The 18,922-nt window shown below is 65.6% G+C and carries 15 protein-coding genes; all 15 read left to right on the top strand.

Features of this window, described 5'->3' with window-relative positions; translation table 11 throughout:
- Positions 1-59 precede the first annotated feature (59 nt).
- Complete coding sequence (locus tag DPR14_RS13865) at positions 60-1,151, top strand: BMP family ABC transporter substrate-binding protein (protein ID WP_158045678.1); 1,092 nt, start codon at positions 60-62, stop codon at positions 1,149-1,151.
- Between the two features lie 136 nt (positions 1,152-1,287).
- The gene (gene proS, locus DPR14_RS13860) at positions 1,288-2,601 is read left to right on the top strand and encodes a proline--tRNA ligase (RefSeq protein WP_158045677.1); all 1,314 of its coding nucleotides are present in this window, start codon (positions 1,288-1,290) and stop codon (positions 2,599-2,601) included.
- Positions 2,602-2,644: 43 nt separating this feature from the next.
- Positions 2,645-3,889, top strand: a complete 1,245-nt coding sequence (locus DPR14_RS13855; protein ID WP_158045676.1) for a lipoprotein-releasing ABC transporter permease subunit — start codon at positions 2,645-2,647, stop codon at positions 3,887-3,889.
- Positions 3,882-4,583, top strand: coding sequence for an ABC transporter ATP-binding protein (locus tag DPR14_RS13850; RefSeq protein ID WP_246148148.1), 702 nt, complete (start codon positions 3,882-3,884; stop codon positions 4,581-4,583). The genes DPR14_RS13855 and DPR14_RS13850 overlap by 8 nt, the downstream gene beginning before the upstream one ends.
- A 65-nt stretch (positions 4,584-4,648) precedes the next feature.
- The gene (locus tag DPR14_RS13845) at positions 4,649-5,509 is read left to right on the top strand and encodes a dienelactone hydrolase family protein (protein WP_158045675.1); all 861 of its coding nucleotides are present in this window, start codon (positions 4,649-4,651) and stop codon (positions 5,507-5,509) included.
- Between the two features lie 221 nt (positions 5,510-5,730).
- Positions 5,731-9,225: a DNA polymerase III subunit alpha gene (dnaE, locus tag DPR14_RS13840; RefSeq protein ID WP_158045674.1), complete on the top strand. Its 3,495-nt coding sequence runs from the start codon at positions 5,731-5,733 to the stop codon at positions 9,223-9,225.
- 195 nt (positions 9,226-9,420) lie between these two features.
- Positions 9,421-10,248, top strand: coding sequence for a 30S ribosomal protein S2 (gene rpsB, locus DPR14_RS13835; protein WP_158045673.1), 828 nt, complete (start codon positions 9,421-9,423; stop codon positions 10,246-10,248).
- 89 nt (positions 10,249-10,337) lie between these two features.
- Positions 10,338-11,270, top strand: coding sequence for a translation elongation factor Ts (tsf, locus tag DPR14_RS13830; RefSeq protein ID WP_158045672.1), 933 nt, complete (start codon positions 10,338-10,340; stop codon positions 11,268-11,270).
- 92 nt (positions 11,271-11,362) lie between these two features.
- Entirely contained in the window at positions 11,363-12,100 is a 738-nt protein-coding gene (pyrH, locus tag DPR14_RS13825; protein ID WP_425501042.1) for a UMP kinase, read from the top strand.
- Between the two features lie 6 nt (positions 12,101-12,106).
- Positions 12,107-12,664 (top strand): ribosome recycling factor, encoded by a 558-nt coding sequence (frr, locus tag DPR14_RS13820; protein ID WP_158045670.1) that lies wholly within the window; start codon positions 12,107-12,109, stop codon positions 12,662-12,664.
- Between the two features lie 5 nt (positions 12,665-12,669).
- Complete coding sequence (locus DPR14_RS13815; RefSeq protein WP_158045669.1) at positions 12,670-13,401, top strand: isoprenyl transferase; 732 nt, start codon at positions 12,670-12,672, stop codon at positions 13,399-13,401.
- Positions 13,343-14,203: a phosphatidate cytidylyltransferase gene (locus DPR14_RS13810; protein ID WP_158045668.1), complete on the top strand. Its 861-nt coding sequence runs from the start codon at positions 13,343-13,345 to the stop codon at positions 14,201-14,203. Before DPR14_RS13815 ends, DPR14_RS13810 begins: the two co-directional genes overlap by 59 nt.
- On the top strand, positions 14,194-15,393 hold the full coding sequence (locus DPR14_RS13805; protein ID WP_158045667.1) for a 1-deoxy-D-xylulose-5-phosphate reductoisomerase: 1,200 nt from the start codon (positions 14,194-14,196) through the stop codon (positions 15,391-15,393). Before DPR14_RS13810 ends, DPR14_RS13805 begins: the two co-directional genes overlap by 10 nt.
- A 30-nt stretch (positions 15,394-15,423) precedes the next feature.
- Positions 15,424-16,557, top strand: coding sequence for an RIP metalloprotease RseP (gene rseP, locus DPR14_RS13800; protein ID WP_158045666.1), 1,134 nt, complete (start codon positions 15,424-15,426; stop codon positions 16,555-16,557).
- 58 nt (positions 16,558-16,615) lie between these two features.
- Positions 16,616-18,922 carry an outer membrane protein assembly factor BamA gene (bamA, locus tag DPR14_RS13795; protein WP_246148147.1) on the top strand — a complete coding sequence of 769 codons (2,307 nt, stop codon included), beginning with the start codon at positions 16,616-16,618 and terminating at the stop codon, positions 18,920-18,922.

Below are 18,922 nucleotides of genomic sequence, written 5' to 3'. Positions count from 1 at the left end.
CGGTCGGCTTCCCGCCTGTCCCGTCACTTGAACCAACTCTCTCGGAGGGAACAAGAAACATGCTCAACAGACGCCAGTTCGGTCTTTCGGTGGCCGGGACCGCCGCAGCCATCAGTGCCGGTCCGATGGTTGGTCGCGCGTTCGCCGCGGACAAGCTGAAGGTCGGCTTCGTCTATGTCGGCCCGATTTCGGATCACGGCTACAGCTACCAGCACGACCTTGGACGCCGCCACATCGCCGAGCATTTCGGTGATCGCATCGAGACCACCTATGTGGAGAACGTTGCCGAGGGTCCCGACACCGAGCGCGTGATCAACCAGTTGGCGGCCGGCGGCGCCGGATTGATCTTCACGACGTCGTTCGGCTTCATGAACCCCACGCTGAAGGTCGCGCAGCGCTTTCCCAAGGTGAAGTTCGAGCACGCGACGGGATACAAGCGCGCCACCAACGTGGCGACATATTCCGGCCGTTTCTACGAGGGCCGCACCGTCTGCGGCCTGCTCGCGGGCAAGATGACCAAGTCGAACATCATCGGCTATATCGGGTCCTTCCCGATTCCCGAGGTGGTCAGCGGCATCAACGCCTTCACCCTGGCGCTGCGCAGCGTCAATCCCCAGGCTCAAGTGCGGGTGGTCTGGGTCAACAGCTGGTACGATCCGGGCAAGGAGGCGGCCGCCGCCAAGGCGCTGATCGACCAGGGCGCCGACATCCTGGCCCAGCACACCGACAGCCCGGCGCCGATCCAGGAAGCCGAGGCCCGCGGCATCTACGCCTTCGGCCAGTCGTCCGACATGAGCCGGTTCGGCCCCAAGGCGCACCTGACCTCGATCGTCGACGACTGGAATCCCTATTACCAGCAGCGGGTCCAGGCCGTTCTCGACGGCACCTGGAAGTCGGAGGATTACTGGGGCGGCCTTGCCACCGGGACTGTCCTCCTGCCGCCGTTCAACGACGCCGTCCCGGCCGAGGTCAAGGCCCTGGGAAACAAAGCGATCGAGGATATCAAGTCGGGCGCCCTGCATCCCTTCACCGGCCCGATCAAGGACCAGTCCGGCAAGGTCGTGATCGCCGAGGGCAAGACCGCCACCGACCCGGAGATCCTGTCGATGGCCTATTACGTCGAGGGGGTCCAGGGGACCCTGCCCAAGTAAGCGGCGCGTGCCGGGGGCGTGCGACGCGCCCCCGGCATGGACTTGCCATCATGGACTTGTCCAGCGCTATTCCCTACAGTCCGCTCCGATCGGACTGGCCATGGGCCGGTCGTCCCCGAGCTCCGTGAGAATTCGAATGCGGTTGTCCGCCTATTTCCTGCCCACCCTGAAGGAAAACCCCAACGAGGCGCAGATCGTCTCGCACCGGCTGATGCTGCGAGCCGGCATGATCCGGCAGACCAGCGCCGGCATCTATGCCTGGCTGCCGTTGGGATTCCGTGTGCTGAAGAAGATCGAGCAGATCGTGCGCGAGGAGCAGGATGCCGCAGGCGCGCAGGAACTGCTGATGCCGACGATCCAGCCGGCCGAGCTGTGGAAGGAAAGCGGCCGGTACGACGACTACGGCAAGGAGATGCTTCGCATCCGTGACCGGCACGAGCGAGAGATGCTGTTCGGCCCGACCAACGAGGAGATGATCACCGACATCTTCCGGTCGGCGGTCAAGAGCTACCGCGACCTGCCGCGCAACCTCTACCATATCCAGTGGAAATTCCGGGACGAGATCCGGCCCCGATTCGGCGTGATGCGCGGGCGCGAGTTCCTGATGAAGGATGCCTATTCCTTCGACCTGGACCAGGCCGGCGCCCGCCGCTCGTACCAGAAGATGTTCCTGGCCTATCTGCGGACCTTCGCCCGGCTCGGCATGAAGGCGATCCCGATGCAGGCCGATACCGGTCCCATCGGCGGCGATCTCAGCCACGAGTTCATCATCCTGGCGGAAACCGGCGAGAGCGGGGTGTTCTGCGACAAGGAGTGGCTGGACCTGGACGTCCTGTCCAGCGCGCCCGGATTCGACGACGACCTCGGGCCGTTCTTCGAGAAGTACACCAGCATCTATGCGGCCACCGACGAGAAGCACGATCCCGCCACCTCGCCGCTGCCGCCGGAGGAACTGGTGAACGCCCGCGGGATCGAGGTCGGCCACATCTTCTATTTCGGCACCAAGTACTCGGCTCCGCTGGGCGCCGTGGTCGCCGGGCCGAACGGCGAGCAGGTTACCCTGGAAATGGGGTCGTACGGCATCGGGGTGTCGCGGCTGGTCGGCGCGATCATCGAGGCGAGCCATGACGAATCCGGCATCATCTGGCCGGACAGCGTGGCACCCTTCAAGGTCGGCCTGATAAACCTGAAGACCGGCGACGCCGAGTGCGACCGGGTCTGCGACGAGCTGTATCGCGACCTGAGTGCCGCGGGGGTCGAGGTGATCTACGACGACCGCAACGAGCGGGCCGGCGGCAAATTCGCCGACATGGACCTGATCGGCATTCCGTGGCAGCTGACCGTCGGTCCCCGGGGGCTGAAGAGCGGCGTCGTCGAGCTGAAGCGTCGCGCCACCGGCGAGCGCGAGGAACTGTCGCGCGAGGCCGCCCTCGCCAAGCTGACCGCTTGAGACCGGCACGCATCGCTCATCAGTCCAAAAAGGCCTTACAGGCATGATCTTCGGCGCTTTCGAACGCATGGTCGCGATGCGGTATCTCCGCGCGCGGCGGCAGGAAGGCTTCATCTCGGTGATCGCCGGCTTCTCGCTGCTGGGCATCGGGCTCGGCGTCGCGACGCTGATCATCGTGATGGCGGTGATGAACGGCTTCCGGTCGGAACTGCTGGGCCGGGTGCTCGGCCTCAACGGCCACATGAACGTCTACGCGATCCAGGGTCCGCTGCCCGATTACCAGCCGCTTGCCGATCGGCTTCGTCAGGTGCCCGGAGTCACCTCCGTGACGCCGACGGTCGAGGCGCAGGCGCTGGTCACCGTGCGGGGCGTGTCGTCCGGGGCCATCGTCCGCGGCATAGCGCCCGAGGATTTCCGGGTCCGGCCAACGGTCTCCAACCATATCGTGCGGGGATCGCTGGACCGTTTCGAAAACGAGAACGTGGCGATCGGCATCCGGATGGCGCAGCGGCTCGGGCTTGCGGTCGGCGACCAGCTGACGCTGATCAGCCCGCAAGGCAATACCAGCGCCTTCGGGACGGTGCCGCGCATGAGGGCCTACACGATCGGCGCCATCTTCGATGTCGGGATGTTCGAGTACGACAACAACTTCATCTTCATGCCTCTGCCGGCGGCCCAGGTCTTTTTCCGGGTGCCCGACGCGGTGACGACGCTGGAGCTGATGGTCGAGCAGCCCAGATTGATCTGGGAGTACCGCGGCCCGGTACAGGAGGTGCTGGGCGGCCGGGCCCGGCTGGTCGACTGGCAGCAGTCCAACGCCAGCTTCTTCAACGCCCTTCAGGTCGAACGGAATGTGATGTTCCTGATTCTGACGCTGATCATCCTGGTCGCCGCGTTCAACATCATCTCCAGCATGATCATGCTGGTGAAGGACAAGGGCAGGGACATCGCGATCCTGCGCACCATGGGCGCAACCCGGGGCATGATCCTGCGCATCTTCTTCCTGGCCGGCGCCAGCATCGGCGTGATCGGCACGGTATTCGGCCTCGTCCTGGGGGTCGCCTTCGCCGACAACATCGAATCGATCCGGCAGGTGCTCCAGAACCTCCTGGGCACCGAGCTGTTCTCGGCGGAGATCTATTTCCTGACCCAACTGCCGGCGGAGATCGACTGGTCCGAGGTAACCCGGGTCGTCCTGATGGCGCTGGGGCTGTCGTTCGGCGCCACCATCTACCCGGCGTGGCGGGCAGCCAAGCTCGATCCGGTCGAGGCGCTCCGTTATGAATGAGACGAGGAACCTACCGGCCGAGCCCATGATCCGGATCGACGGGGTCGTCCGGACCTTCAAGCAGGCGGGGCAGCCGCTCAACGTACTGCGCGGTGCGTCCCTCCAGGTCGCCGGCGGCGAGTTGGTGGCCCTGGTCGGTCCATCGGGAGCCGGCAAGTCGACTCTGCTCCATATAGCCGGGCTGCTGGAGCAGGCCGACGGCGGCGAGATCCGCATCGCGGGCAAGCTGGCCAATACGCTGTCCGACGCCGACCGGACGGCGTTGCGCCGCCAGTCCATCGGGTTCGTCTACCAATTCCACCACTTGCTGCCGGAGTTCAGCGCCCTGGAGAACATCGTGCTGCCGCAGATGATCTCAGGCATCTCGAAATCCGTGGCGCGGAAGCGGGCCATGGAGCTGTTGGATCTGGTCGGGCTCGCCGCGCGGGCCGGCCACCGGCCGGCACGTCTTTCGGGCGGCGAGCAGCAGCGAGTCGCGATCGCCCGAGCCCTGGCCAATCGTCCGAAGCTGCTGATCGCGGACGAGCCGACCGGCAATCTGGACCACAAGACGGCGGAGGACGTGTTCGCCGTGCTGGCCAATCTGGTCCGCGGCGGTGATTTCGGAGCGCTGGTGGCGACCCATAACCTGGATCTGGCGGCCCGCATGGACCGGGTGCTCGAACTGAAGGACGGTGTGCTGGTCCAGCATTGAGCGATGGCCTAGCTTGTGTCCGGGGCGGACGGCGATGCCCCGGACCAAGAGAGGAGGGTTGCGCCATGGATCGCAAGATCATCGAGCTTTACGATGAATACACCCACGCCCCGCTGGACCGGCGGATTTTCATCAGCCGGCTGACCGCCCTGGCCGGCAGCGCCGCCGCCGCCGCGGCGCTGCTTCCCCTGCTGGAAAGCAACTATGCCCTGGCGCAGGTCGTGCCCCCGACCGACGCGCGGCTGGAAACCTCCCGCATCACGTGGCCGGGTTCGTCCGGCGACCTCAAGGGCTATCTGGCGAAGCCGAAGGGTGCCGGCAAGCTGCCGGCGGTGATCGTCATCCACGAGAACCGCGGCCTGAACCCGCATATCGAGGACGTGGTCCGCCGGGTGGCCCTGGAAGGCTTCCTGGCGCTGGGTCCGGACATGCTGAGTCCGCTGGGGGGAACGCCGGCGGACGAGGATCAGGCCCGCACGCTCATCGGCCGGCTCGACGGCAAGCAGACCCTGGATGATCTGGTCCGAACCGTCGCCTTTCTCCAAGGCCATGCCGAGTCGACCGGCAAGGTCGGCGCCATGGGCTTCTGCTGGGGCGGCGGCATGGCGGGCACGCTGGCGACGGCGTCGCCGGATCTCGATGCTTCGGTGGTCTTTTACGGCCGGACCCCGCCGCTTGACGCGGTGCCGAACATCCGCGCCAAGCTGCTGCTCAACTATGCCGGCCTGGACGATCGCATCAACGAGAGCGTGCCGGCCTTCGAGGCGGCTCTGAAGAAGGCCGATGTCGACTACACCTTGCACATGTACCAGGGCGCCAACCACGCCTTTAACAACGACACGGCTCCGGCGCGTTACGATGCGGCGGCCGCGCAGCTGGCCTGGACCAGGACGATCGATTTCCTGAAGGCCAGCTTGGACGCCTGACGGAGCGGTGGAGGCTCCTGTTCAACGGCCCTCGGTGTTCCGATACCCAACGAATAACCGGTAGGTCGCCTGTTGCCCGACGGTCACTTCCGCTCCGGTTTCCCTCCGCCGGGCCGGCCGGCACCCGGCGTCAAGCGAAACTTGCGCATGACGCCGGGGCTCCGGCTTGTCATGCTGGGCGCAGAACGCTCTCCCGCTCCCGCTCCCGAGTACAGCACCCGATGCCGATTGCCGATTTCGTCCACCTGCGCGTCCACTCCGCCTATTCGCTCTCCGAAGGGGCGATCAAGATCAAGGAGTTGGTCAAGATCTGCCAAAAGCAGGAGATGCCGGCCGTCGCCGTCACCGACACCGGCAATCTGTTCGGCGCGCTGGAATTCTCGCTGGCCGCCATGGATGCCGGAGTGCAGCCCATCCTGGGCTGCCAGCTTGGCATCCGGCGCATGGGACCTGCCGCCAACGGCGGCGGCAAGCCGGTGGGGAAGGGGCTGAATCTGCCCGACCAGCTCGTGCTCCTGGTCCAATCGGAGGCCGGCTACCAGAACCTGACGAAGCTGATCAGCAAGGCTTTCATGGAGGGCGATCCGACGTCCGCTCCCCAGCTCGCCCTGCAGGATCTGGAAGGCTTCACCGACGGCCTGATCGCCTTGACCGGAGGACCTTCCGGGTCGATCGGGCGTCTGTTCGCCGAGGGCCACAAGCCGGCCGCCCGCGATGTCGCGGAGCAGCTGCGCCGCCTGTTCCCCAACCGGCTCTATGTCGAGCTGATGCGCCACCGGCTGGACGTGGAGGACCGCATCGAGCCGGATCTGGTCGACCTCGCCTATGATCTCGACCTGCCCCTGGTCGCGACCAACGACTGCTTCTTCTCGACCGAGGACATGTACGAGGCTCACGACGCGCTGCTCTGCATCGCCGAAGGCTCCTACGTGGTCGAGGCTGAGAGGCGGCGCCTGACGCCGGAGCACCGCTTCAAGTCGGCTGCGGAGATGCGCGAGCTGTTCGCCGACCTGCCGGAGGCGGTGGACAACACCCTGGTCATCGCGCGCCGCTGCAGCTACCTGCTGAAACCGATCAAGCCGATCCTGCCCGCCTTCCAGGCGGCGGCCGAGGGTGGCAGGACCGAGCCGGAGGAGTTGCGCCACCAGGCCCACGAGGGCCTGATCCTGCGGCTGGAGAAGCAGGTCTTCACGCCGGAGATGACGGCGGAGCAGCGTGCGGAGACCGAGATGACCTATCGCGAAAGGCTCGATTTCGAGCTGAACGTGATCGAGAACATGAAGTTTCCCGGTTACTTCCTGATCGTCTCCGACTTCATCAAGTGGGCGAAGCGGCATGACATCCCGGTCGGCCCGGGCCGCGGCTCGGGTGCCGGTTCGGTCGTGGCGTGGTCGTTGACCATCACCGACCTGGACCCCTTGCGCTTCGGCCTGCTGTTCGAGCGGTTCCTGAATCCCGAGCGCGTGTCGATGCCCGACTTCGACATCGACTTCTGCCAGGACCGCCGCGACGAGGTGATCCGCTACGTGCAGGGCTACTACGGCCACGACCGGGTCGCCCAGATCATCACCTTCGGTAAGCTCCAGGCGCGCGCCGTGCTGCGCGACGTCGGGCGCGTGCTCCAGATGCCCTACGGGCAGGTGGACAAGATCTGCAAGCTGGTGCCCAACAACCCGGCCAACCCGGTGACCCTGGGGCAGGCGATCGAGGGTGAGCCGATGCTTCAGCAGGCCCGGGACTCGGACGAGACCGTCAAGCGCCTGATCGAGATAGCGCTCCGCCTGGAAGGACTGTTCCGTCACGCCTCGACCCACGCGGCCGGCGTGGTGATCGGCGACCGTCCGCTGGACCAGTTGGTGCCGCTCTACCGCGACCCGCGCTCGGATATGCCGGTTACCCAGTTCAACATGAAGTATGTCGAGCAGGCCGGGCTGGTGAAGTTCGACTTCCTCGGCCTGAAGACCCTGACCGTGCTCCAGCGCGCGGTGGAGCTGATCACGGAGCGCGGCGACGTCATCGACCTGTCCAACCTGCCGCTCGACGACGTCAAGACCTACGAGATGATGTCGCGGGGCGAGACGACCGGCGTGTTCCAGCTTGAAAGCTCGGGCATGCGCGATGTGCTGCGGCGCCTCAAGCCGAACCGGTTCGACGACATCATCGCCTTGGTCTCGCTCTACCGTCCCGGCCCGATGGACAATATCCCGACCTACATCGCGGTGAAGAACGGAGAGAAAGCGCCGGACTACATGCACCCTTGGCTGGAGCCGATCCTGAAGGACACCTTCGGGATCATGATCTACCAGGAGCAGGTCATGCAGATCGCCCAGGTGCTGTCCGGTTACTCGCTCGGCGGCGCCGACCTGCTGCGCCGCGCCATGGGCAAGAAGATCCAGGCCGAGATGGACGCCCAGCGCAAGCTGTTCATCGACGGCGCCGTGGGCAAGGGCGTCGACGGCGAGCAGGCCGGCCTGATCTTCGACCAGGTGAACAAGTTCGCCGGCTACGGCTTCAACAAGTCGCACGCCGCCGCCTATGCGCTGGTCGCCTACCAGACCGCCTACCTGAAGGCCAACTACCCAGTGGAGTTCCTGGCCGCGTCCATGACTCTCGACTTGGGCAACACCGACAAGCTGAACACCTTCCGGCAGGAACTGGTCCGTCTCAAGATCCGGCTGCTGACCCCCGACATCAACAAGTCCAACCCGGTTTTCCGGGTGGAGCTGCTGCCAGACGGCGAGCGGGCGATCCGATACGCCCTCGCCGCCGTCAAGGGAGTCGGCATGCCCGCCATGGAAGCCTTGGTGGCCCGGCGGAACGAGGGCGGCCGCTACACCGACCTGTTCGACCTGGCGCGCCGGCTGGATACCAAGGTGATCAACAAGCGCCAGATGGAGAATCTGACCTGCGCCGGCGCGTTCGACAGCCTCAACGGCAACCGGCGGCAGGTCCATGGCGGCATCGAAACGCTGATCCGCTACGCCCAGGCCGCGGCGGCCGAGCGCGAGAGCGGCCAATCCAGCCTGTTCGGGGGCGGGGGCGGGGTGACTCTCAAGGTTCCCGACCTGCCCAAGGTGGCCGATTGGGACCAGCTCGACCGGCTGGCCCACGAGTTCAACGCCATCGGCTTCTACCTGTCGGCCCACCCGCTGGACGGCTTCGCCAAGCCCCTGTCGCGCCTGCGAGTGGTCAACTCGGCCGACTTGCTCAAGAAGGCGAGCGGCGGCGGCTCGACCCGCTTTCCCATGGCGGGCGTCGTGATCAACCGGCAGGAGCGGGTCGCCAAGAGCGGCAACCGCTTCGCCTTCGTCAGCCTGTCGGACTCCACGGGCGTCTACGAGGTGACCCTCTTCTCGGAGCTGCTGGCGACCTCACGGGAGCTGCTGGAGCCGGGCAAGAGCGTCGTCCTGATGGTCGACGTCCAGGTCATGGGCGAGGACATGCGGCTGACCTGCCATGACGTGAAGCCGCTGGAGGACGAGGTCGCCCGTGCCGCCGAGGGGCTGCAGATCATCCTCAGCCAGCCCGAGGCGGCCCCGCACCTGCGCAACATCCTGGACCAGATCGGACGGGGCCGGGGCAAGATATCGATCCTGGTGGACGTCGGCGGCATGCGCGAGGCCGAAATCGCCCTCCCCGGAGCCTATGCGGTGTCGGCGAAGGGCAGGGCCGCGATCAAGGCGATCCCCGGCGTGGCTGACGTGCTCGATCTTTAGGCGTTGCCCCCGGGCGCGCGCCGCGCGATGCATGCGGATATGGTTGCCAAACGCAGGGCGCCGGGCTATCTATCGCCCGTCGCAAAACCTCACGCGGGCTTGCGGTCCATCGGCTCATAGGCCGGCGGCCCGCTCCGGTGTTCACATCTGGTGAACCACGCCCGCGGCGGAGCAACCGGAAAAGGACTGTTTTCCATGCCGATGCCTTCATTCACCATGCGCCAGCTCCTGGAAGCCGGCGTCCATTTCGGCCACCACACCCGCCGCTGGAACCCGAAGATGCAGCCGTACATTTTCGGCGTGCGCAACGGCGTCCACATCATTGATCTCGAGCAGACCGTTCCCATGCTGCACCGCGCAATGACTGCGGTCCGCGACGTGGTGGCGGGCGGCGGACGCGTGCTGTTCGTCGGCACCAAGCGCCAGGCTCAGGAGAAGGTCGCCGACTCGGCTTCGCGCTGCGGCCAGTACTATGTCAACCACCGCTGGCTCGGCGGCATGCTGACGAACTGGAAGACCATCTCCCAGTCGATCAAGCGTCTCCGCGAGATGGAGGAGCGCCTTCAGGACACCAATATCGGCTTGACCAAGAAGGAAACCCTCCAGCTCACCCGCGAACGTGACAAGCTGGAACGGGCGCTCGGCGGCATCAAGGAAATGGGCGGCCTGCCGGACATCCTGTTCATCATCGACACCAATAAAGAGTCGATCGCGGTCCAGGAAGCCAACAAGCTCGGTATTCCGGTCGTCGCGGTGATCGACAGCAACTCCGATCCCGACGGCGTCGCCTTCCCGATCCCGGGCAACGACGATGCGCTGCGCGCGATCGATACCTATTGCGAGCTGGTTTCCGGTGCGGTTCTCGACGGCCTCCAGGCCGAGATGATCGCCTCGGGCATCGATGTCGGCGAGCAGGCCGAAGGCGTCGAGGAAGAACTGCCGGCGGACGAGGATGTCGTCGTCGCCGAGGCCACCGAAGGCACCGAGGGCGAAGCCGCGGTCTCGGAAGGCGCCCAGGCCTGATCCGTCAGATCGGGCAACCGGGCGCTTGGATGCGTCCGGTTGCCCTTATTTTTATCTACTGACTACGATCATTCAGGAAGAGGTCCAAGATGGCCGAAATCACAGCCTCGCTCGTCAAGGAATTGCGCGAAAAGACCGGCGCCGGCATGATGGACTGCAAGAAGGCGCTGACCGAGACGTCGGGCGACCTTGAAGGCGCCGTCGACTGGCTGCGCAAGAAGGGCCTCGCCGCCGCCGCCAAGAAGGCCGGCCGGGTGGCCGCCGAGGGTCTGGTCGCGGTCGCCACCGCCGACACCGTCGGCGCCGCGGTCGAAGTCAATTCCGAGACCGACTTCGTCGCCCGCAACGACCGGTTCCAGGCCTTCGCGAACCAGGTCGCGCAGTTGGCGCTCGAGGGTGACGGCACGATCGAGTCGCTGCAGCAGCAGGCTTTCCCCGGCACCGACCGCAACGTCGCGGACGAGGTCACCAACATGGTGGCGACGATCGGCGAGAACATGAACCTGCGCCGCGTTTCGCGGATCGCTGTCGGCCAGGGCGCCGTCGCCAGTTACGTCCACAACGCGCTGGCTCCGAACCTGGGCAAGATCGGCGTGCTGGTCGGCCTGGAGTCCACCGGTGACCGTGCCCGCCTGCTGGAACTCGGCAAGCAGATCGCCATGCACATCGCCGCCGCCCGTCCGGAAGCGGTCAACATCGAGGATGTCGACGCCAGTTCCCTGGAGCGTGAGCGGAGCGTTCTGGCCGATCAGGCGCGCGCCAGCGGCAAGCCGGAAGACATCATCGCCAAGATGGTCGAGGGTCGGCTGCGCAAATACTACGAGGAAGTGGTCCTTCTGGAGCAGGTCTACGTCATCGACGGCGAAAACAAGGTCCGCAAGGTCGTCGATACGGTCGCCAAGGAGATCGGCGCCCCGATCAAGGTCGTGGGCTTCACCCGGTTCGTTCTGGGCGAGGGCATCGAGAAGGAGCAGTCCGATTTTGCCGCCGAGGTTGCCGCCCAGGCGAACGTCGGCCGCTGAGACTGTCTGTCGCTGAAGCTATTGGCGGTCGCCCCCGAGGCGGCCGCCGGCTCGCACGATCGCTGGCTTAGGGATTACTTTTGATGACTGCGATGGAGGGGGCGATGCCCACCAACGCCCGGTATGGTCGCGTCCTGCTGAAGATCTCCGGCGAGGCGCTGATGGGCAATCGGGAATACGGGCTGGACCCCGAAATCGTCGATCGGGTCGCCGATGAGGTGAAATCCGTCGTCGGCATGGGCGTCGAGGTCTGCCTGGTGATCGGCGGCGGCAACATCTTCCGCGGCGTCTCGGGCGCAGCGACGGGGATGGAGCGGGCGACGGCCGATTACATGGGCATGCTCGCGACGGTGATCAACGCGCTGGCGATGCAGAGCGCGCTGGAGCGCAGGGGCGTTCAGACCCGGGTGCAGTCCGCCATCCCCATGGCCAGCGTCTGCGAACCTTATATCCGGCGCCGCGCCGTGCGCCACATGGAGAAGGGGCGGGTCGTGATCTTCGGTGCCGGAACGGGTAACCCGTTCTTCACGACCGATACCGCAGCGGCGCTCCGCGCGTCCGAAATGGGCTGCGACGCGCTCCTGAAGGGCACCAAAGTGGATGGCGTCTACTCCGCCGATCCCAACAAGGACCCGTCGGCTCAGCGCTTCGAGACGTTGACCCACCTTGAGGTTCTGGCGAAGGATCTCCAGGTGATGGACGCCTCGGCCATTTCGCTGGCGCGCGAGAATAAAATACCCATCCTAGTGTTCTCGATCCACACGGCCGGTGCCTTTGCCGAAGTCATGGCGGGGCGCGGCAAGTTCACGATCATCACGGAAGAGGGCTGAACTACCGTGGCCGACCCTGATATTGACTCGCTCAGCCGCCGCATGGACGGCGCCCTGGAGTCGCTGCGCAAGGAATTCGGCGGGCTGCGCACTGGCCGCGCCTCCGCCAGTCTGCTTGAACCGATCACCGTCGAGGCCTATGGCCAGCAGATGCCTCTCAACCAGGTCGGTACCATCAGCGTGCCCGAAGCGCGGCTGATCACGGTGCAGGTCTGGGACCGCGGCATGGTCAAGGCCGTCGAGAAGGCGATCCGCGACGGCGGCCTCGGGCTGAACCCTCAGACCGATGGCCAGAACGTGCGCGTGCCGATACCCGACTTGAACCAGGAGCGCCGGGCCGAACTGTCCAAGGTCGCTTCGCGCTACGCCGAGCAGGCCCGTGTCGCCGTTCGCAATGTGCGCCGGGACGGAATGGACATGCTGAAGCGCATGGAAAAAGGCGGCGACATCAGCCAGGATGAACACAAAACCTGGGCCGACGAGGTCCAGTCCATGACCGACGCCCACATCAAGAAGATCGACGAAGCGCTCGCGGCCAAGGAAAAAGAGATCATGCAGGTCTGACCTCGATGCAGGGGACTTTGACCACGACGGGCACCTTGCCGCAGCACGTAGCGATCATCATGGACGGTAACGGCCGCTGGGCGAAAGCCCGCGGCCTGCCGCGGACCGCAGGGCATCGCAAAGGCATCGAAGCCGTAAGGCGAACCGTGGAGGCTGCCCGCGAATTGGGCATCCCCTACCTCACCATGTTCGGATTCTCGTCGGAGAACTGGCGGCGGCCGGAGGGCGAGGTGTTCGACCTCATGCAACTCCTCCGGTTCTACCTGCGCAGCGAAATCGCCGAACTCCACAAGAACGGCGTCCGGCTGCGGGTGATCGGCGACCGTTCCCGTCTGTCCGGCGACATCGTCACCATGATCCAGAACGCGGAGGAACTGACCCGCGGGAACGGCGAGCTGAACCTGACTATCGCGCTCAGCTACGGCGCCCGGCAGGAGATCGCGAATGCCGCCCGGCAGATGGTCAGGGATGCCCTGGAGGGGAGGCTCAACCCCGAGGACGTGACCGAGGAGTCCTTCTCGGGCCGTCTCCTGACCCGGGACATTCCCGATCCCGACCTGTTGCTGCGTACCAGCGGCGAGCAGCGGATCAGCAATTTCCTGCTGTGGCAATTGGCCTATACCGAACTGGTCTTCGTCGATACGCTGTGGCCCGATTTCACGAAGCGCGATCTGGAAGATGCAATCCGAGAATTCAACCAGCGCGACAGGCGCTACGGCGCAGTCGGGACTCGGTAGAACGGGAAACCTGCGTACCAGGATCATCTCGGCTCTGGTTCTCGGACCCGTCGTTCTTCTGGCGGTCTATCTCGGCGGCTGGGTCTTCGAAGTCCTGATCCTGACCTTCGCAGTCCTGGCGGTTGCGGAGTGGACCCGGCTCGTCGAGCCGGACCGCTCCAGGTGGGTCGCTTCGCTGCCGGTGGCGGCGGTGGCGGCGGTCCTGATCGCGGACTTCATCATGGGGGCGGCGCTGTCGCTCCTCCTGGCGGCTATCCTTACGGTGGCGCTTCTGGGTTATGCCTGGATGTCCCATTCGGACCACCGCTGGCTCTTCTCCTTCGGCATTCCCTACATCGTCTTCGGCAGCGTCTCCCTGATCTGGGTCCGGGGCCATCCGGAGGACGGGCTGGGGCTGCTGATCTATCTTCTGTTCTGCATCTGGGCGACTGACATCGGCGCCTATGCCGCCGGCAAGAGCATCGGCGGACCGAAGCTGGCCCCCCGTATCAGCCCCAAGAAGACCTGGGCCGGGCTGATCGGCGGCATGCTGAGCGCCGCGGCGTTCGGCGCCGGCGTCGCCGTCGCGTTCGACGCCGAGCGGCCCTGGCTGGCGGCCGTGCTGGGCATGGTGCTCGCCGTGGTCGGCCAGATCGGCGATCTGTTCGAGTCGGGCATCAAGCGCCGTTTCGACGTCAAGGACAGCGGGCGTCTCATTCCCGGCCATGGCGGTCTGCTCGACCGCGTGGACGGACTTATTGTCGCAGCGCCGGTCTTCGCGCTGTTCCACGCGACTTTGGGGAAAGCTCTCGCATGGTGGTAGCAGGCGCGCGCACGTCGGAGCGGACCGGATCTCCCCGGCGCGTCACGATCCTCGGATCGACCGGCTCGGTCGGCCGCAATACGGTCGATCTGATCTCCCGCGATCCGGGAGCCTACACGGTCGAGGCGCTGACCGCCGGCCGCAATGTCGCCCATCTGGTCGAGCAGGCCAGGGCGCTGCGCCCGGCGCTGGTGGTGATCGCCGATCCCGCGGGTTATCAGGCCCTGCGCGACGCGCTGGCCGGCAGCGGGATCGAGGTTGCCGCCGGGCCCGAGGCGGTGGTCGAAGCGGCCCAACGCCCGGCCGACTGGGTCATGGCCGCGATCGTCGGTGCCGCCGGGCTGGAATCGACGCTGGCCGCCGCCCGGCGCGGCGCCATCGTCGCCTTCGCCAACAAGGAGTGCCTGGTCTGCGCCGGGCCGCTGATGATGGACCTGGTGCGGGACTGCGGCGCCACGCTGCTGCCGGTCGACAGCGAGCACAACGCGATCTTCCAGGTGTTCGATCCCGATCGGCGCGACTCGATCCGGCGCCTGCTGCTGACCGCGTCGGGCGGACCATTCCGCCAGTCCTCCAGGTCCCAGATGGCCGAAGCCGGGCCGGAGCAGGCGTGCGCCCACCCGACTTGGCGGATGGGCGCCAAGATCTCGGTCGACAGTGCCACGATGATGAACAAGGGGCTGGAGATCATCGAGGCGCATTTCCTGTTCGCCATGCCCGAGGAACGCATCGACGTGGTCGTTCATCCCCAGTCGGTGATCCACAGCATGGTGGAATATGTCGATGGCTCGGTGCTTGCCCAACTCGGAACGCCCGACATGCGGACGCCTATCGCATTCGCCTTGGGCTGGCCGGAGCGTATCCCCACGCCGGCCGCCCCGCTGGACCTGATCAGCGCCGGAACGCTGACGTTCGAGGCGCCGGATCCTCAGCGCTTCCCGGCGCTGCGCCTCGCCCGCCATGCCTTGCAAAGCGGCGGAGGCGCTCCTACAATTTTGAACGCGGCGAACGAAGTGGCAGTCCAGGGATTCCTGGAAAGGCGCATCGGATTCCTGGACATCGAGCGCGTGGTCGAGCAGACGCTGGAGCGGCTGCCACATTCCCGCCTTGATCATCTGGACGATGTGCGCCACATCGACGCGGAAGCTCGCCGTGAAGCGAGCGAAAACTTGGCCCGTTGCAGCGAATGAACCCCTGAGCCGCGGGCGGCGGGAGAACCAATGGAATTCCTCACCGGTCTGTGGACCTACGTCATCCCCTTCCTGGTCGTGCTGACCGTGCTCGTGTTCGTTCACGAGCTTGGCCATTACTGGGTCGCCCGCCGCAATGGCGTGCGCATCGAGACCTTCTCGATCGGGTTCGGTCCGGAACTGTTCGGCCGTACGGATCGCGCAGGCACCCGGTGGAAGTTCAGCGCGATTCCGCTCGGCGGCTACGTCAAGATGTTCGGGGACGCCGACGCGGCCAGCACGCCAAGCGGCGCGGTCCGGACCATGACCCCGCAGGAGCGCGAGTTATCCTTCTTCCACAAGCGGCTGGGGCAGCGCGCCGCCATCGTGGCGGCCGGTCCGATCGCCAATTTCCTGTTCGCCATCATCGGCCTGACGCTGCTGTTCTCGCTCTACGGACAGCCCTACACGCCGCCGGACATCGGGACTGTGCAGGAGCAGAGTGCCGCCGCCCGGGCGGGCATCCTGCCGGGCGACGTCATCGTGGAGATCGACGGCCAGCCGATCGAGCGTTTCGAGGAAGTCCAGCAGATCGTCCGGTTCAATCAGGGAACTCCCCTGGCGCTGGTGGTCGAGCGCGACGGTAGTCGCGTACCGATGTCCGTCACGCCCGAGGTGACCCAGATCACCGACCGGATGGGCAATACCCACTCCATCGGCCTGCTCGGGATCGGCCGGGCCGGCATGGAATACCGCAGGCATGACCCGCTGACAGCCCTCTGGCAGGCCGGGCGGGAGACCGTCAACCTGACCGTGGGCACTCTGGGCGCCGTCGGCCAGATGATCTCCGGCTCGCGCGGGACCGAGGAGCTGGGCGGCCCGCTGCGCATCGCGCAGATGTCCGGCGAGGTGGCTCAGAGCGGCGTCGTGGCGCTGGTCTGGTTCATGGCGATCCTCTCGGTCAATCTCGGCCTCATTAACCTTTTTCCCATTCCGATGTTGGACGGCGGCCACTTGTTGTTCTATGCCGTTGAGGCGATCCGTGGTAAGCCGCTCGGCGACAGGGCTCAGGAATATGGCTTTCGGATTGGTTTGGCCCTGGTGCTCACCTTGATGGTCTTCGCGACCTGGAACGACTTGGTGCACCTGCGTGTGGTCGACTTCTTCCGTGACTTGGTTTCCTGACGGGATAGGAAGTTATTGGGGGTTTCAGTTGGGGCTGAACAGGTTTTTGGCAGCCTGCGTGCTGGCTGCGTGCACGACGACGGCTACGTCGACCATCGCACTGGCCCAGGGGCTGCCGACCACGGTGGCGCAGGCCAATTTCTCCGGCGGTACCATTTCGGACATCCGGGTCGAAGGCACCCAGCGAATCGAGCCGACGACGGTACGGTCTTATCTGGTGGTCCGTCCCGGCGATCCGTTCAATCCGTCACGGATCGACGACTCGCTGAAGGCCTTGTTCGCCACCGGCCTGTTCGCCGACGTCACCCTTCGGCGCGAGGGCAATACCCTGGTGGTGAACGTGGTCGAGAACCCGATCATCAACCGGATCGCCTTCGAGGGTAACCAGCGGATCGAAGACGCCGACCTGGAGCGCGAGGTCCAGCTCCGGCCCCGCGTCGTCTATACCCGGACGCGGGTGCAAAACGACGTCCAGCGCCTGCTCGAGATCTACCGGCGGAGCGGACGGTTCGCCGCGACCGTGGAGCCGAAGGTCATCCAACTGGACCAGAACCGCGTCGATCTGGTGTTCGAGATCGACGAGGGTGCCCGCACGGGGGTTCGGCGGATCAACTTCATCGGCAACGAGATGTTCAGCGACAGCCGGCTGCGGGAGGAGATCCAGACCCGCGAGTCGCGCTGGTACCGGTTCCTGACCACCGACGATACCTACGATCCCGACCGCCTGACCTTCGACCGCGACCGGTTGCGCCGATTCTATCTGTCGCGCGGCTATGCCGATTTCCGGGTGGTCTCGGCCGTAGCTGAACTGACTCCCGACCGCGACGGCTTCTTCATCACCTTCACGGTCGAGGAGGGAGAGCGCTACAAGTTCGGCAAGATCGGGTTGGAGACCGAACTGCGAGACCTTGACGCCGAGAGCCTGCGCGACCGGCTGACCACGGTCGACGGCGATTGGTACAACGCCGAGGAGGTCGAAACCTCGATCGCCAACCTGACCAACGCAGTCGGCGACCTCCAGTATGCCTTCGTGGACATCCAGCCCCGGATCGTCCGCAACCGCGAGACCCGGACGATCGATGTCATCTACGAGATCGGGGAAGGCCCGCGCGTCTTCGTCGACCGGATCGACATCACCGGAAACGTCCGCACGCTCGACCGGGTGATCCGGCGCGAAATGCTGCTGGTCGAAGGGGATCCGTTCAATACCTCGAAACTGAGGCGATCGGAGCGCCGCATCCGCGACCTGGGGTTCTTCGAGCGGGTGAGCATATCGACCGCGGAAGGCGTCCAGCCCGACCGGTCCGTCATCCAGGTCGACGTCCAGGAGCAATCGACCGGCGAGATCGAGATCGGCGCCGGCTTCTCCACCATCGACGGCCCGCTCGCCAATTTCGGCATCCGGGAACGCAACCTGCTCGGCCGCGGTCAGGATCTGCGTTTCGCCGCGACAGTGTCAGGGCGGACCCAGGAATTCGACCTGAGTTTCACCGAACCTTACTTCCTGGAGCGCGATCTCGCCGCGGGTATCGACCTGTTCCGCATCACCCGCGACAACCAGGATGAAAGCTCCTACGACGAGGCCAACACCGGCATCGGCTTCCGGCTCGGCTATCCGCTGACCGAGCGCCTGCGCCAGCGATTGAACTACACCCTGCAACAGACCGAAATCGAGAACGTCGCGTCCGACGCCTCCCGCTTCATCCGCGAGCAGGAGGGAACCCGCATCGTCTCGCTGGTCGGGCAGGAACTGCTGTACGACGCGCGCGACAGCCGGATCAACCCGACCGACGGTTACTTCATCCGCCTCAACAACGAGGTCGCGGGCCTGGGAGGCGATGCCCAGTTCTCGCGGAACCGGCTGGGAGCCGGCGTCTATTTCCCGGTTACCGAAGGAACGGTCCTCAGCTTCCTGGGTGAGGTCGGGTTCATCGTGGGGATCGGGGAGGACGTTGCGATTTCCGACCGGTTCTTCATCGGCGGCGACAGCCTGCGCGGCTTCGCTCCGGCCGGTATCGGCCCGCGCGAGTTGGATAGCGACGACAGCCTCGGCGGCAACCGGTTCGCTCGCGGAAGCGTCGAATTGGCCTTCCCGATCGGCCTGCCTGACGAGTTCGGCGTCACCGGTCACACCTTCACCGATTTTGGTACTCTTGGTGATGTCGATGCGACCGCGCAGATCAACCCAGCCACAAACAGACTTGAGCGTCTGGTCGAAGATGATGCAATACGGCTTTCGATTGGCGCCGGCATTTCCTGGCGGTCGCCGCTCGGGCCGATCCGCGTCGATCTAGCCTTCCCGATCGTGAAGGAAGACTATGACAAGAAGGAGCAGTTCCGCTTCAGCTTCGGCACCAGGTTCTAG

It is taken from the genome of Skermanella pratensis (genome assembly GCF_008843145.1).
GTDB lineage: Bacteria > Pseudomonadota > Alphaproteobacteria > Azospirillales > Azospirillaceae > Skermanella > Skermanella pratensis.
Note: the sequence above shows the minus strand (reverse complement) of the source record. Positions and strands in the feature narration are given on the sequence as shown.

What these genes read in the sequence shown, in the direction of transcription:
- DPR14_RS13815 (WP_158045669.1), top strand. Translation starts at nt 12,670, where the DNA reads ATGCAGGGGACTTTGACCACGACGGGCACCTTGCCGCAGCACGTAGCG.
- rpsB (WP_158045673.1), top strand. Translation starts at nt 9,421, where the DNA reads ATGCCGATGCCTTCATTCACCATGCGCCAGCTCCTGGAAGCCGGCGTC.
- DPR14_RS13850 (WP_246148148.1), top strand. Translation starts at nt 3,882, where the DNA reads ATGAATGAGACGAGGAACCTACCGGCCGAGCCCATGATCCGGATCGAC.
- DPR14_RS13845 (WP_158045675.1), top strand. Translation starts at nt 4,649, where the DNA reads ATGGATCGCAAGATCATCGAGCTTTACGATGAATACACCCACGCCCCG.
- DPR14_RS13805 (WP_158045667.1), top strand. Translation starts at nt 14,194, where the DNA reads ATGGTGGTAGCAGGCGCGCGCACGTCGGAGCGGACCGGATCTCCCCGG.
- DPR14_RS13865 (WP_158045678.1), top strand. Translation starts at nt 60, where the DNA reads ATGCTCAACAGACGCCAGTTCGGTCTTTCGGTGGCCGGGACCGCCGCA.
- rseP (WP_158045666.1), top strand. Translation starts at nt 15,424, where the DNA reads ATGGAATTCCTCACCGGTCTGTGGACCTACGTCATCCCCTTCCTGGTC.
- DPR14_RS13810 (WP_158045668.1), top strand. Translation starts at nt 13,343, where the DNA reads ATGCAATCCGAGAATTCAACCAGCGCGACAGGCGCTACGGCGCAGTCG.
- tsf (WP_158045672.1), top strand. Translation starts at nt 10,338, where the DNA reads ATGGCCGAAATCACAGCCTCGCTCGTCAAGGAATTGCGCGAAAAGACC.
- pyrH (WP_425501042.1), top strand. Translation starts at nt 11,363, where the DNA reads ATGGAGGGGGCGATGCCCACCAACGCCCGGTATGGTCGCGTCCTGCTG.
- proS (WP_158045677.1), top strand. Translation starts at nt 1,288, where the DNA reads ATGCGGTTGTCCGCCTATTTCCTGCCCACCCTGAAGGAAAACCCCAAC.
- dnaE (WP_158045674.1), top strand. Translation starts at nt 5,731, where the DNA reads ATGCCGATTGCCGATTTCGTCCACCTGCGCGTCCACTCCGCCTATTCG.
- DPR14_RS13855 (WP_158045676.1), top strand. Translation starts at nt 2,645, where the DNA reads ATGATCTTCGGCGCTTTCGAACGCATGGTCGCGATGCGGTATCTCCGC.